Origin of the sequence: Bradyrhizobium sp. IC3123 (assembly GCF_020193625.1) — a bacterium.
Lineage (GTDB): Bacteria > Pseudomonadota > Alphaproteobacteria > Rhizobiales > Xanthobacteraceae > Bradyrhizobium > Bradyrhizobium yuanmingense.
Map to the genome: position 1 here is coordinate 336,624 of NZ_JADYVF010000006.1, position 13,952 is coordinate 350,575.

Annotated in this window: 14 protein-coding genes and 1 pseudogene; 7 read left to right on the forward strand and 8 right to left on the reverse strand. The window is 65.5% G+C overall.

From position 1 onward, the window contains the following. Positions 1-14: 14 nt before the first annotated feature. A complete protein-coding gene (locus I6F20_RS22180) occupies positions 15-695 on the forward strand; it encodes a glutathione S-transferase family protein (protein ID WP_225127828.1) in 681 nt (226 codons plus the stop codon). Positions 696-749: 54 nt separating this feature from the next. On the opposite strand, the gene I6F20_RS22185 is transcribed toward I6F20_RS22180, so the two are convergent. From I6F20_RS22185 to I6F20_RS22205, 5 genes are all read right to left on the reverse strand, one after another. Then, positions 750-2,759, reverse strand: a complete 2,010-nt coding sequence (locus tag I6F20_RS22185; protein ID WP_225127829.1) for a methyl-accepting chemotaxis protein — start codon at positions 2,757-2,759, stop codon at positions 750-752. 268 nt (positions 2,760-3,027) lie between these two features. After that, entirely contained in the window at positions 3,028-5,574 is a 2,547-nt protein-coding gene (locus I6F20_RS22190) for an HWE histidine kinase domain-containing protein (protein WP_225127831.1), read from the reverse strand. Beyond that, the gene (locus I6F20_RS22195) at positions 5,571-6,227 is read right to left on the reverse strand and encodes a biliverdin-producing heme oxygenase (RefSeq protein WP_225127833.1); all 657 of its coding nucleotides are present in this window, start codon (positions 6,225-6,227) and stop codon (positions 5,571-5,573) included. The genes I6F20_RS22190 and I6F20_RS22195 overlap by 4 nt, the downstream gene beginning before the upstream one ends. 54 nt (positions 6,228-6,281) lie before the next feature. Continuing rightward, complete coding sequence (locus I6F20_RS37985; protein WP_225127883.1) at positions 6,282-6,449, reverse strand: DUF1127 domain-containing protein; 168 nt, start codon at positions 6,447-6,449, stop codon at positions 6,282-6,284. Positions 6,450-6,502: 53 nt separating this feature from the next. Further along, positions 6,503-6,946 carry a nuclear transport factor 2 family protein gene (locus tag I6F20_RS22205; protein WP_225114453.1) on the reverse strand — a complete coding sequence of 148 codons (444 nt, stop codon included), beginning with the start codon at positions 6,944-6,946 and terminating at the stop codon, positions 6,503-6,505. A 91-nt stretch (positions 6,947-7,037) separates the two neighbouring features. On the opposite strand from I6F20_RS22205, the gene I6F20_RS22210 reads away from it, so the two are divergent. Continuing rightward, positions 7,038-7,961, forward strand: coding sequence for a LysR family transcriptional regulator (locus I6F20_RS22210; RefSeq protein ID WP_225127835.1), 924 nt, complete (start codon positions 7,038-7,040; stop codon positions 7,959-7,961). Between the two features lie 109 nt (positions 7,962-8,070). Here the strand turns inward: I6F20_RS22210 and I6F20_RS22215 are convergent, their stop codons facing one another. Continuing rightward, positions 8,071-8,691: a glutathione S-transferase family protein gene (locus I6F20_RS22215; protein WP_036006329.1), complete on the reverse strand. Its 621-nt coding sequence runs from the start codon at positions 8,689-8,691 to the stop codon at positions 8,071-8,073. Between the two features lie 124 nt (positions 8,692-8,815). On the opposite strand from I6F20_RS22215, the gene I6F20_RS22220 reads away from it, so the two are divergent. Continuing rightward, complete coding sequence (locus tag I6F20_RS22220; RefSeq protein ID WP_225127837.1) at positions 8,816-10,093, forward strand: flavin-dependent oxidoreductase; 1,278 nt, start codon at positions 8,816-8,818, stop codon at positions 10,091-10,093. A gap of 210 nt (positions 10,094-10,303) precedes the next feature. On the opposite strand, the gene I6F20_RS22225 is transcribed toward I6F20_RS22220, so the two are convergent. After that, the gene (locus tag I6F20_RS22225) at positions 10,304-10,726 is read right to left on the reverse strand and encodes a PaaI family thioesterase (RefSeq protein WP_036006298.1); all 423 of its coding nucleotides are present in this window, start codon (positions 10,724-10,726) and stop codon (positions 10,304-10,306) included. Positions 10,727-10,791: 65 nt separating this feature from the next. After that, positions 10,792-11,883, reverse strand: coding sequence for an A/G-specific adenine glycosylase (gene mutY, locus I6F20_RS22230; RefSeq protein ID WP_225127839.1), 1,092 nt, complete (start codon positions 11,881-11,883; stop codon positions 10,792-10,794). 83 nt (positions 11,884-11,966) lie between these two features. Between mutY and I6F20_RS22235 the strand changes: the two are divergent. The 4 genes and pseudogenes from I6F20_RS22235 to I6F20_RS22250 all read left to right on the forward strand — a co-directional run. Next, a pseudogene (locus I6F20_RS22235) lies at positions 11,967-12,245 on the forward strand (type II toxin-antitoxin system RelE/ParE family toxin); the annotation flags it as partial. Then, positions 12,223-12,543, forward strand: a complete 321-nt coding sequence (locus tag I6F20_RS22240) for a HigA family addiction module antitoxin (protein WP_036024868.1) — start codon at positions 12,223-12,225, stop codon at positions 12,541-12,543. The pseudogene I6F20_RS22235 and the gene I6F20_RS22240, both read left to right, overlap by 23 nt. A gap of 10 nt (positions 12,544-12,553) precedes the next feature. Continuing rightward, the gene (locus tag I6F20_RS22245; RefSeq protein ID WP_225127840.1) at positions 12,554-13,051 is read left to right on the forward strand and encodes a DUF721 domain-containing protein; all 498 of its coding nucleotides are present in this window, start codon (positions 12,554-12,556) and stop codon (positions 13,049-13,051) included. A 140-nt stretch (positions 13,052-13,191) separates the two neighbouring features. Next, positions 13,192-13,863 (forward strand): DsbA family protein, encoded by a 672-nt coding sequence (locus tag I6F20_RS22250; RefSeq protein ID WP_036006292.1) that lies wholly within the window; start codon positions 13,192-13,194, stop codon positions 13,861-13,863. The last annotated feature ends 89 nt before the right edge of the window (positions 13,864-13,952 follow it).

Here is a 13,952-nt window from a genome sequence, read left to right on the forward strand (position 1 = left end):
CGGGGAGATGCTTGATGCTCAAGTTCTATTTCAATGGATCACCGAACCCGACCAAGGTCGCGCTCTATCTCGAAGAATCCGGCCTGCCGTTCGAGCCGGTGAAGATCGACACCCGCAAAGGCGAGCAGTTCACGCCGGAATTCCTCAAGATCAATCCGAACGGCAAGGTGCCGGCGATCGACGATGGGGGCACCATCGTGTTCGATTCGAACGCCATCCTGCTCTATCTCGCCGAGAAGACCGGCAAATTCCTCCCGACCAACCGCGCCGAGCTCTTGTCCTGGCTGATGTTCGTCGCGAGCGGCGTCGGGCCCTTTTCCGGTCAGGCCGTGCACTTCAAGCATTTCGCACCGAAGGACCAGAACCACGACTACGCCAACAACCGCTATCAGTACGAGACCGACCGCCACTACAAGATCCTCGACGCTCACCTGAAGGACCGCCGCTACATGGTCGGCGACAGCTATTCGATTGTCGACATGGCGCTGTGGGGCTGGGCGCGGATGGTGCCGTTCAAGCTCGGCGACGACGCCTTTGCGCGATACCCGAACGTGAAGCGGCTGGTCGACGAGATCTCGGCGCGCCCGGCGGCGGCGCGCGCCATCGCCCTGAAGGACAAGTTCACCTTCAAGGCCGAGATGGACGACGAAGCGCGAGCCAACATGTTCAAGCACATGACCACCAAGGTGGCTTGATCGCGCCGCTGTTCGAGGCCACGCGCATCCGCGTGGCCTCTTGCTTTCAAGACGTCAGGCAGCGTGGACCGAGCTCAGGAACTTGGCGACTTCCTGCTTCAACCGGTTGCTGTCGGCCGACAGCGAGCGCGCCGCCGACAAAACCTGCGAGGAGGCCGAGCCCGTCTCGGAGGCGCCGCGCTGCACGTCGCCGATGTTGGACGAGACGAGCTGCGTGCCCTGGGCCGCCTGCTGGACGTTGCGGGAGATCTCCTGCGTCGCCGCGCCCTGCTGCTCCACGGCCGCGGCGACCGTCGAGGCGATCTCCGACAGCCGCTCGATGGTGCCGCTGATCTCCCGGATCGAGCCGACCGACTCCTCGGTCGCGGCCTGGATGCCGGAGACCTGCTGGGCGATCTCGCCGGTGGCCCTTGCCGTCTGCTCGGCGAGCGCCTTGACCTCGGTAGCGACCACGGCAAAGCCGCGGCCGGCTTCGCCCGCGCGCGCCGCCTCGATCGTGGCGTTCAGCGCCAAGAGGTTGGTCTGGCCGGCAATGGTGCTGATCAGCTCGACCACGTCGCCGATCCGCGCGGCGGCCTTGGAGAGCGCGCCGACGCGCTCGTTGGTCCGGCTCGCCTGACCGACAGCCTCGGTGGCGATGCGGGCGGATTCCTGCACCTGGCGGGCGATCTCGGAGACCGAGGAGGAGAGCTCCTCGGTCGCAGAGGCGACCGCCTGCACATTGGCCGAGGCCTCCTGCGAAGCGCTGGCGACCTCCGTCGAGAGGTCCTGGGCGCGCGCGGCAGTCGTCGTCAACGTGCCGGCGGAGGCTTCGAGCTCGCCCGATGCCGACGACACCGTGTTGACGATCTCGCCGACGGCCTGCTCGAACTGATCGGCGAGCCTGGCCATGTCTTTCCTGCGGTTCTCGGCCTGCCGCGCCTCGAGTTCGGCCTGCTCGGCGCGCATGCTCTCGGTCTCGATCATGTTGTCCTTGAAGACCTGGATCGCCTTGGCCATGTCGCCGATCTCGTCGGCCCTGCCGCGGCCGGGAATCTCGACCTCGAGATTGCCGCCGGCAAGCCGCCCCATCGCCTGCGTGATCGAGGTCAGCGGACCGACGATGCTGCGGGCGATGAGGAAGGCGACGATGCCTCCGAACAGGATGGCGAGGCCGCCGGCGATCTCCTGCACGGTCGTCGTTCCCGCGATCACGGCCTCGGCGGTGGTGCGCGATACCTGGTAGTCCTCCTTCAGCGTCGTTTCCGCCACCTTGAGCTTGCCGATGCTGTCGACGATGAGGGGCGCGAGGCTCTTGTGGTAGATCTCGTCCGCTTTAAGCATCGCAGCGGAGGTCGTCTCGAACGCCGTCTTGTAGGTTTCAAGCGAGGTCTTCACCGGCGCCAGCGTGGCGCGCAACGCCGCCGCCTGCGGGCTCTTTTCGAGTGCCCCGAGCCGTTGTAATGCCCTGTCGATGCTCGCCCTGAAGGTCGCAGGGCCCTGCGCATCGCGAAGGGCCAGAAAACGCCAATTTACGATCCTCACGAGCAGGATTCGGGATTCGAGATCGGCGACGAGGGAAGCGGTATCTTCATCGACCGCGGCGCGCGCCACGTCGACGAGCTTGTTCGTCTTGGTGGCCAGGTCCTCGCCACTCGGCAGCAGCGTCGCCTTGCCCGTTCTCGTCTCGTTGACGGCGTCGCCGAGATTGTCACGCAGGCGTCGCATTTTCGCGATCTCGTCGATCAGGCCGTTGTAGAGCGCGCGCCGCTCCTCGGAGAGCGCCCCCTGAGCGCCGACCCGGAGCAGCTCGCTCGCCGCGGTCTCGCGCTCTTGCGCTTCCTTCATTGCGGACTCGTTGCCGTCGTAGACGTAGCGCAAATTGGCCCGCTGAATCGCCTGCAGATGGGCCGATATTTCCAGCACCCGCGCCGTGCTGTCCGAGAGGGCGGATTGTCTTGCGACCTGATCCTGCACATCCCGCAAATTCCAGACGGCAACCACCGCCATCACGACACCCACCGCCACCAGGGCCATGAAGCCTGCGTACAGGCGTCCCCTGATCCGCAAACGAAATTTCGGCATTCCCACTGTCCACCCAGATGCATGTGAATTCGAGGGGCCGAACGACTCCGGCGATCGTCACGGCCACTCCGGCAGCCGCACGCCGCGCCCTGGCGGCCTACGCTGCACCGCGACACAATGGGGGACACTTCTTAATTGAACCTTCAAATTCCTCGCGCGCCCGATCTCGACCCGCACCAAATCTGCCGATTTTGGCGGCAGCTATGCAAAGCCGCATGCGAATCCGCTGTGCCATGCACGCCGATGCATGCTGTTCGTCAGGGGATGCCTATTGGGCGCCGGCCTGCTGCAATTTGCCGAGTGCATTTTCGACCACTTCCAGCGTGTAGGGCTTCTGGACCACCGGCGCGGAGGCCAATGGCTCGGGGATCGGCGCGCGCTCGCCATAGCCGGTCGCGAAGATGAAGGGCACCCCGATCTCCTTTAGCTTCTGCGCCACCTTGATGCTGCTCTCGCTGCCGAGATTGAGATCGAGCAGGGCAAAGCTCGGCCGCGAACGCTCGATCGAGCGCAGTGCCTGGTCGACGGTTGCGGCGGTGTCGACGTGGCGGGCGCCGAGGTCGAGCAGGATGACCTCCGCGGCCATCGCGATGATCAGGTTGTCCTCCACGATCAGGGCCGTGTCGGAAATCCGTGGACGGGCAGATTGCTGCTCCTCGATACGCATGGCGGCTCCCGCGATGGATGGGACGAGCTGGACGAAGTTGGGTGGAATGACGAACTTCGCCTGGACGCCCAGGAGGTCGAAACGGATCTCGGCATCGCCCTTGAGATCGAACGGCACCGACCGCTCGATGATGGTGGTGCCGAAGCCGCGCCGCGACGGCGGCTGCACGGGCGGACCGCCGCTCTCCTTCCACTCGATGACGAGGCTGGAAGACGGGTCGAGGCGCCAGACCACCTCGACACTGCCGGTGGAATCGGCAAGCGCGCCGTACTTGGCGGAATTGGTCATCATCTCATGAACGACGAGCGCCAGCGTCGCGAACGCCTTTGGATCGAGCGCGACGTCCGGACCGCCCATCTTCACCCGGTCTGCGCGCGCACCGAGATAGGCGCCGGCCTCGGACTCGACCAGGGTGCGGAGCGCGACGGGTGCCCAGTTCAGGTTCGTGATCTGGTCGTGGGCGCGCGCGAGGGCCTGGATGCGGCCGCCGAGCACGCTGGCGAACTCCTCGATGCCGGTCGCAGTCTCCTTGCTCTGCGCCACCAGGGCGCGCACGAGGCTCAGGATGTTGCGGACGCGATGATTGAGCTCGGCGATCATCAGCTCCTGCCGCTCCTGCGCCCCGCGGCGCTCGCGCGCGGCGAGGTCGGACAGTTGCAGGATCACCTCCAGCAGCGTGACGCGCAGGCTCTCGGCGATGCGGATATCGGCCGCCGACCACGGCTTCGACTGCCCCGCCACCGTTTCCTGCCATAGCTCGAAGCTCTTGCGCGGGGTGAGGCGCGGCCCGTGCGGCCCTTCGTCGTAGACCTTGTTGGGATCGGCGGCCCATTTCACCGATCGCGTGACTTCGCGGCGGAAGAAGATCAGGCAATCGCGCGGGGTCCGCGAGATCGGGATGGCGAGAAAGCCCGCCGCGCGGTCACGGAAGGCCTGACCGGCGGCGTAGACCTGGGCGATCTCGGCGCTGGCGAAGATCCGGCCCGGCGAAGTCCGGTTGATGAAGGCGACGAGATCCTTCACCTCGTCTTCGGTGGGGGTCTCGCCCTCGAGCGCGATATTGTTATCGGACCAGACTGCGACGCCGTCGCACTCGATCATCTTGCGGTAGTCGCCCAGGAAATCGACGATCGCCCGCCGGCTGTGGTCGTGCGAGGCCGCGATCTCGATCAATCGCTCCTGGACCTGATGCGCGCGGGCCTCATAGGCGACGTCGCCCTCGCGCTCGCGGCCTTCCACGATCCACGAGAACATCTGACCGAACAGCTCGGAGGCCGTGCGCTTGTCGAACGAAATGTAACGCGGCGAATAATGGTGGCAGGCAAACAGACCCCACAGCTTGCCGTCGCGCAGGATCGACACCGACATGGAGGCGGCAACGCCCATGTTGCGCAGATATTCGATGTGGATCGGCGACACCGAGCGCAGCACGCTCATCGACAGGTCGAGCAGTCCCGCATTATGCGTGGCCGTGGACATCAGCGCGGCAGGCCGCGCGTCGACGTCGGCGATGATGCGCAGCCAGTTGCGCTGATAGAGCGCGCGCGCCTGCCTTGGGATGTCGGAGGCGGGGTAACGCAGACCGAAAAAGGATTCGAGCCCAGACTCCGCCGTCTCGGCGATCACCTCGCCAGACCCGTCCGGGTGAAACTGATAGACCATGACGCGGTCGAAGCCGGTCAGCACCTTAAGCTGACGCGCCGCCTCGCGCGCAAGATCGGCCATTCCGCGCGTCTTGCGGATCCGTTCGAGCATCAAGCGCACGAGCTCGCCGGAATTGACGCCGGGCTCGTGGACGCTCGGCTCCGCCTCGACGATCAGATAGACGCCGGAGAGATGGATCGAAAGATCAAAGGGTGGCTTGCCGGGCTGCAGCTCGACGCCGAACAGGCGCTCGGTCGCATCCGGACCGCCGAGATGATCGACCCGGCTGCGGATCGTTTCGACCGCCGCCTCGGAGATCACGCCCGACAGCGGCCGCTGCAGCAGGTCGGCAACATCCGTTCCAAGAAAGCTCCCGACGTTGTCCGACGCCATGCAGATCGTGAAATCCGAGAGCACGGCCAGCAGGAAGCCAAACGGCTGCACGCTGCCGGGAATGTGGATCGGCTCGCGATCGCAGTTGGTGAGATTGACGGCCTGGTTCATGCCCGGTCCGCCGCCTGCTCGAATGCGGCGAAGGCGATGCGGGCCGCCGCGATCGCCTCGTCTTCGTCCCAGCGCTCGTCGGTTGCAAGCTTCGCCAGGAAAGTTTGCCAAAACCGCCTGCCGGTGCCGTGACTGAGATAGGCGACAGCTTCGCAGATGCGCGGATTGGCGGAATCCGCGACCATCTTCAGCAGGAATTTTGCCCCGAGACGGGAGCCTTCGAGCACATACATCGTGCCCACAACGCCGCTGCGCGTCAGTGGGGACACGGACACCAGCTGCGGCACCGCGCTGCCGAGGCGCTCGAGATCAGCCAGAATTGCCGCGCTTCGCGACCGCTCCGGCCAGTCCGGGAAAGCGCTGCTGACGCCGGCCTCGACGAGTGCCGTCTCGAGCGGCAGCAGGGCGCCGGCACTGGCTTGCAGAAAGCGCCGATAGCCGGAGAGCTCGGCCAGCTCGAACGCCGACAGCTGCGCGTCGAGGTCGCGGTGCGCGGCCGACGTTGCGTCTCTTAGTCGTTCGCGGAGTCCGGAGAAGCTGCGGCCTCCCTGCGTTGAAACGTCCGAAGCCCCAGCCAGCATGAAATTCCCGAGAACGCAGGTTGCCGCGGGCGCGGCGCGCCCGGCAACCGAGGGAACGCCGGCGGCACGCAATAGTTCCGCCGGCCTTGGCACTGCGAGAGGCGGGACATCGGGGGTCCACTCCGTTCATTTCCGCCGAACCGGCTTTCTGAGCTCGTGCTCGATCTCGCTCCGGGACATCCCCAAATCCTGAAGCTCGCGTTCGGTCACGGCCGCGAGCTGGCAGCGGACCCGAGACCGTTCGCGCCGGGCCTGCATGAGTTCCAGCAGCGCCCGGCAGGCCCGCACAAACATCGCGGGCCGTGACGAACAGGAGCGGCCGGTGGACGCGACCTGATCCAATCTGGTCAGCTCGCTGCCCTGGCGGGAGCTTGCGGAAACGGGCCGAGCGCCTTCTCGGTCAGCACGGAGTCGCAGTACTCGCGAATCTCCTTGATCCTGCCGTCCTCCAGACGAAACACGAGGCAATAATCGTTGTCGTAACGCACGCCCTCGGGCGTGACGTTATCGCCCTTGGCTTCGACCACCACGATGTCGCCATCGGCGATGAAGCGATGGGCGACGGTACGCGTGCGGTCGCGCAAGCGCGTGCGGACATAACCGTGCAGATCCTTGAGGATCGCCTCCTTGCCGGCAAAGGTGCGCGACCAGGAATATTGCCCGGTGACGACCCATTTGGCGTCGTCGGCGAGACTTGCGCTGAACAGGGCGCGGTCGCGCGCGGCGGGATCGGGATTGGCGGCCGCGGCAAAGATATCCTGCAGCAGTTTCTTGTTGGCGCTCGCGTTCATGGCGGCATCTCCTCGTGGTGACAACGCCGAGATCATCGCCGGGCCAACGTCATTCTTCAAATCGATATGAAATATGATATCTATTCACCTCATGAATTTGAAAACGCTCGACCTCAACCTATTGACCGCGCTCGACGCATTGCTCCGCGAGGCCAATGTCAGCCGCGCGGCCCTGAGGATTGGCCTGTCACAGCCGGCCACGAGCCACGCCTTGCAGCGCCTGCGCGACATCTTCGGTGACCCGCTGCTGGTGCGCACGGGCGTACGGATGGAGCTGACGCCGCGGGCGCTCGCCCTGCGTGCGCCGCTGGCGCAGGCGCTCGACCAGGTCCGCGGGCTGTTCTTGCCCGATGACTTCGATGCCGCGCGCAGCGAGCGGCAGTTCCGCCTGATGATGCCGGATCTCGCGGTCGAGCTGTTGATGCCGCCCTTGATGGCGAAAGTGACGCGCCTTGCCCCCAACGTCCGCATCGACGTGGTGCCGTGGCGGGGACCTGCGATCTTCCACGCCGAGTTCGCCCGCACCATCGATCTCGTGATCTCGATCGGCAACGCCTTCAAGGGGTTTCATCGCCAGTTGCTCTACACCGACAGCGACGCGCTGGCGGTGCGGCGCGGCCATCCCGTCGGAGCGAGGCTGAAGCGACGCGAGGCGTTCCTGGCCGCCCGCCATGTCGGCGTGATCATCCGCGGCAATGCCGAGGATCTCATCGACACCTGGCTGCACAGCAAAGGCGTCGAGCGACATATCTCGCTGGTCGTGCCGGGCTATCTCGAAGCCTTGCACGTTGCCGCGCGCACCGATCTCGTCGCCTTCGTGCCGCGCCGGCTGATCGCCGCGCTGTCGCAGCAGCTCGGCCTCGTCACGGTGACGCCGCCGCTCGATCCAGGGATCGACGAGCAGTTCATGTTCCACCCGACGCGCGCGCAGATGGACCCCGGTTCGATCTGGCTGAGAAGGCTGATGCTGGAGACGGGGCGGCAGCTGGAGCAAGCCAGGCGGAAACTCCCGTAGCAACTCTCGTAGGGTGGGTTAGCCGAAGGCGTAACCCACCACTTTGGCTTCCGCAGCGACAGAAGAGGTGGGTTACGCTGCGCTAACCCACCCCACAACAGCTGCGCTCCTACGCCTTCTGCGCCGCCATCACCTTGCTCACCGCGGGGCGATCGGACATGCGCTTGAAGTGATCGGCGATCTTCGGCGTCGCATTGATGTCGACGCTGTCGCCTTCGAGCCAGGTCGAGAGCGTATAGAGATAGGGATCGCAGATCGTGTACTGATCGCCCATCACCCAGGGTCCCCGAAACATCTTCTGCTCGATCAGCTTGAAGCAGGCGCCCATGGTCTTCGGCACCATCGCCTTCATGTCGGCGAACGAGCTCTCCTCGGTCGCCCAGCGCGCGCCGCGCATCTTGTGGGCGTGGTTGATGTGCACGGTCGAGCAGAGATAGGAGTTGAACGACTGCACCTGGGCGAAGTCGAAGGGATCGTCGAGCGGCGCGAGCTTCGCCTTGGGGAAGGTCTGCGCGAGATAGGCCAGCATCGCCGGCGTCTCGGTCAGGACGCCGCGGTCGGTGACCAGCGCCGGCACCCGGCCCTTCGGGTTGATGGCGAGATAGTCCGGGCTGTTCTGCTGGTTATCCTTGAAGCTCAGCCGCTCAGCGGTGTAGTCGGCGCCGGCCTCTTCCAGGGTGATGTAGGTGGCGAGCGCGCAGGTGCCGGTGGCGTAGTAGAGCTTGAGCATGTCGGACCTCATGGGGAAAACCGGAGGTTAACGGTCCTCCGCCGCGCCGTCCATAGGCGGCCTGTTCGCAGTTGCCCACGGCCGCCCGGCTGTGCCAAGACGCCTCCATCGGAGGGGTTTTCTCATGACGGTACTCATCGCCGGTGGCGGCATCGGCGGGCTGACGCTTGCGCTCAGCCTGCATCAAATCGGCGTTCCCGTGAAAGTGTTCGAGAGTGTCGCGGAACTGAAGCCGCTCGGGGTCGGCATCAACGTGCTGCCGCATGCGGTGCGCGAGCTGATCGAGCTCGGCCTGCTGGACAAGCTGGACGCCAGCGGTGTGCGGACGCGCGAGCTCGCATATTTCTCCAAGCACGGCAAGCCGATCTGGAGCGAGCCGCGCGGCCTTGAGGCCGGCTACAAATGGCCGCAATTCTCGATCCATCGCGGCACGCTGCAGCAGATCCTGCTCGACACCGCGCTCGAGCGGCTCGGCCGCGACAACATCCTCACCAGCCATCATCTGACCGGCTGGACCGAGACGGCGGGCGGCGTGCGCGCCGACTTCGTCGACAGGGCGACCGGCAAGGCCGCCGGCACCTACGAGGGCGCGATCCTGATCGCCGCCGACGGCATCCATTCCGCCGCGCGAGAGAAGCTCTATCCGAACGAAGGCCCGCCGATCTGGAACGGCCGCATCCTCTGGCGCGGCGTCACGCCGGCCAAAGCCTTCCTCACCGGCCGCAGCATGATCATGGCCGGTCACGAGATCCTGAAATTCGTCTGCTATCCGATCTCGAAAGAAGCGGACGCCGACGGCAACCACCTCATCAACTGGGTCGCGGAGCGCCACATGCCGCCGACCTATCAGTGGCGTCGCGAGGACTATAACCGCACGGCGCGGCTCGAGGAGTTCCTGCCCTGGTTCGAGAGCTGGCAGTTCGACTGGCTCGATGTGCCCGCCCTGATCAGGAACTGCCCGCACGCCTACGAATATCCGCTGGTCGATCGCGATCCGGTGTCGCAATGGACCTTCGGCCGCGTCACGCTGATGGGCGATGCCGCGCATCCGATGTACCCGATCGGCTCGAACGGCGCCTCGCAGGCGATCCTCGACGCGCGCGTCATCACGCGCGAGATCCTGGCGCACGGCCCGACGCAGGCGGCACTGCTCGCCTATGAGGCCGAGCGACGGCCCGCAACCACCGACCTCGTCCTGCTCAACCGCAAGAACGGTCCCGAGCAGGTGATGCAGCTGGTCGAGGAGCGCGCGCCTGACGGGTACAAGGTCGTCACCGACGTGCTGTCGCAAAAGGAGCTGGAGGACATCGCCGCCAACTACAAGCGCGTTGCGGGATTTCAGGTCGAGGCGCTGAATGCGAAGCCGCCGATCGTGAGCAAGGACGCGCGGGCGAAGGGGTGAGTTCTTTGCTCAAGGCGAGATGTGCGCGAATACGCCCTCTCCCCTTGCGGGAGAGGGCAGCGACGCAGGTAGAAGCGGACTCACTTGGGTGAGGGGTTCTGTCCGCAGGTAAATCTTTTGCCGTAGAATTCGCTGAGGCAACCCCTCATCCGGCGCTTCGCGCCACCTTCTCCCGCAAGGGGAGAAGGAAGAGCAGTGCGCACCGCCGAACTATTTTCCCACCACCCTCGCCGCCTCCAACAATCGCTCGCTGGCGCTTGCCGTCGCCAGCACCGTGCCGTCCTCTGCCATCAGCTTGGCTTCGACGAAGGCGATGGTCTTGCCGAGCTGCGTGACCTTGGCTTCGCCGGTGATCGGACCGGGCTTTGCGGGTGCCAAAAAATTCACGGTCATGCTGATCGTGGTGGTGTAGAGCCGGCCCTCGCTCATCACCAGCACCGCCGGACCCATGGTGTCGTCGAGCATCGCCGAGAGCATGCCGCCCTGGATGAAGCCCGCGGGGTTGCAGAACTCCGGCTTGCCGTCGAAGCCGAGCTTGATCCAGCCCTCCTCCGGACGGGCATCGAGCAGGCGCCAGCCGAGCAGCTCGGCGCATGGGGGCCTTGGGAAGTTATCGAGCGCGGTCTTGACCATGCGAGATCTCCTTTGCCCCCTGTTAGCGCAAGCCTGCTGACAGCCTGCTGTCAGCAGGATGGATGCTAGAGATCCAATCCATGCGCGATGACCTTGCGCATGACGTTGGGCAGCGCCTCATCTGCCAGAGTCGCGATCGGCACCCAACGCATGCCCTCGGGCGCGCGGACCCGGGCCTCGGCCTTGGCCGTGTAGACCACTAGCTCGAGCGGAAAATGCGTGAAGACGTGGGTGACGGCGCCCACCTTGCGCTGCCAGCGCGACAGCCCCTTCAGCTGCGGCGCCTGCTGCTTCGCCGTTGCATCGTCCTGGCCGGCGAGCCAGTCCGAGCACGGCACCTCCGTCATGCCGCCGAGCAACCCCTTTTCGGGCCTCGAGCGGACGAGCAGCTCGTCGCCGCGCGTGACCACGAAGGCGGCACCGCGCCTGAGCGTCCCGCTCTTCTTCGGTGCCTTGCGCGGGAACGTCTCCTGGGTGCCCTGCGCGCGTGCCGCGCAGTCCTCGTTCAGCGGACACAGCGAGCAGGCCGGCTTCTTCGGCGTGCAGATCGAGGCGCCGAGATCCATCAGCGCCTGCGCGCTGTCGCCGGCGCGAGACTCCGCCAGCAGCGTCGCGGCCAGTTGCTGGATGAGCGGCTTGGCTTGCGGCAGCTCCTCCTCGACCGCGAACAGCCGCGACACCACGCGCTCGATATTGCCGTCGACCGGCATGGTGCGGCGGTCGAACGCGATCGCCGCAATCGCCGCCGCCGTGTAGGGCCCGATCCCCGGCAGCGCGCGCAGGCCCTCCTCGGTATCCGGAAACACGCCGCCAAGTTCGCGCGTCACCGCGACCGCGCAGGCGTGGAGGTTGCGTGCGCGCGAATAGTAGCCGAGCCCCGCCCACATCCGCAGCACGTCGTCCTGCGAGGCTCGCCCCAGCGCCGTGACATCAGGCCAGCGCGCGACGAACTTTTCGAAATAGGGGCCGACCGCCTTCACGGTGGTCTGCTGGAGCATGATCTCGGAGAGCCAGACGCGATAGGGATCGGATGCCTCGCCCGGCGCGGCGCGCCACGGCAATCGGCGGCGGTGGCGGTCGTACCATTGCAGGAGCGCGAGCGGGCGAACCGACGACGCCGTACTCTGTTCCTTCTTGCGCGCAGTCGTGGAGAGCATGCACCTTTACTAGAGGAGGATTCCGCCTGTGGCCAGCGCGACCGGACCGTTGCGCGCTATAACGCCTTGCGTTATACACAGACATGATCCAGAGCTTCGCCAACTCCGAGACAGAGTTGATCTGGTCCGGTCGGCGAAGTCGAAAACTGCCGTCCGACATTCAGAATGTGGCTTTGCGAAAGCTGCGCTTGCTAAACCAGGCGCGGGTGTTGGCGGATCTCAAGGTTCCGCCGGGCAATCGGCTGGAAGCCCTGAAAGCCAACCGCGAAGGTCAGCACTCGATCCGGATCAACGATCAGTGGCGCATCTGTTTTGTGTGGGATGAAGGAGGACCGAGAGATGTCGAAATCGTCGACTACCACCAGGAACGGGTTCCTCCGCAATCCCCATCCCGGCGAGATCCTGCTGGAGGAGTTTTTGAAGCCGATGGAGCTGAGCCAGAACGCGCTGGCGCGGGCCGTTCACGTCCCGCCGCGGCGGATCAACGAGATCGTCCTCGGCAAGCGCGACATCACCGCCGACACTGACCTGCGGCTCGCCCGCTATTTCGGTCTGTCGGAGGGCTTTTTCCTGGGTCTGCAGATGGACTATGATCTGATGCAACGACGGCGCGAGATCGATCGCGACCTCAAGGCCATCCGGCCTCGCGCCGCGGCATAACGGACGGCTCATGTCCAAATCCGGCCCCATCTTCAAGCCCGGCCCGGTCAGCGCCAAACCGCTCGGGATCCTGCTCAACGACGTCTTTGCCGAGGCCTATGCCAAGCAGGGCTTTGCGGCGCGCGAGCTGGTGACGCGGTGGGCACAGATCGCGGGGCCGGAGATCGCGGCCCATGCCGAGCCGCTCAAGATGCAATGGCCGCGGCCGGTCGAGGGTCAGCCGCAGGAGCCGGCAACCCTGGTGCTACGGGTCGAGGGGCCGATGGCGCTGGAGATTCAGCATTCGGCCGACGTGATCCTGGAGCGGGTCAACCGCTTCTTCGGCTGGAGCGCGGTCGGCAAGCTGGCCTTCCGCCAGGCGCCCCTGTCGCGGCCGCGGGCCCGGAAGCGGCCCGGCCCACCCGACCCCAAGGCTGTCGCCAAGGTGGCGGAGAACCTGACCGAGATCGAAGATGAAGAACTGAAGACCGCGCTGGCGCGCCTCGGGGCCGCCATCAAGCGAAATTGAGCCTCATTCCGCGGCCAAACTGGACCTGTCCGTAGCGCCCGCCATTGCCTCAAACGACGTTTCAAGCTAGCGACAGGCCGTCCGAGCAGGAAACCTTGACCCGTCCTTTGGGCGAACCTTGCCAATCCCGGGAGCCGACCTTGATCATCACCCGCCGCGCCTTCACCACGATGCTGTCGCTGACCGGGCTTGCCGCGTTCGCCGGGCTCTCGCCGCTGCGGTTCATCTCGGACGCCATGATCCCTGAAGCAATGGCGCAGTCGGCCGCCGACGTCGCCAAGCCGGTGTCGCTGCCCGACATGGCGCTCGGCCCGAAGGATGCCGCCGTCACCATCACCGAATACGCCTCGATGACGTGCCCGCACTGCGCCGCCTTCAACGAGCAGGTGTTCCCGAAGATCAAGACGGAATACATCGACACCGGCAAGGTGCGTTACATCTTCCGCGAGTTCCCGCTCGACATCAAAGCCGCCGCCGGCTCGATGCTGTCGCGCTGCATCGCCAAGGACGATGCGCCGAAATACTTCGCGGTCACCGACATGCTGTTCCGCCAGCAGAATGACTGGGTGATGAAGAACACCACCGAGACCCTGACGCGGATCGGCAAGCAGGCCGGCCTCACCCAGCAGCAGGTCGAGGCCTGCCTGAAGGACCAGGCGCTGCTCGACAAGATTGCCGCCGACCAGAAATATGCCAGCGACGTGCTCAAGGTGGATTCGACGCCGACCTTCTTCATCAACGGCGAGAAGATCAAGGGCGACACCTCGTTCGAGGAGTTCGCCAAGAAGATCAACCCGCTGCTGAAGAGCTGATTCGCGCGTCAAGATCCTGATTCGCATCTCGAAAGCCGTATCTTTCCCGGCATAAATCCCTTGGGAAAAGCGGCTTTCGCCGGTTGCCC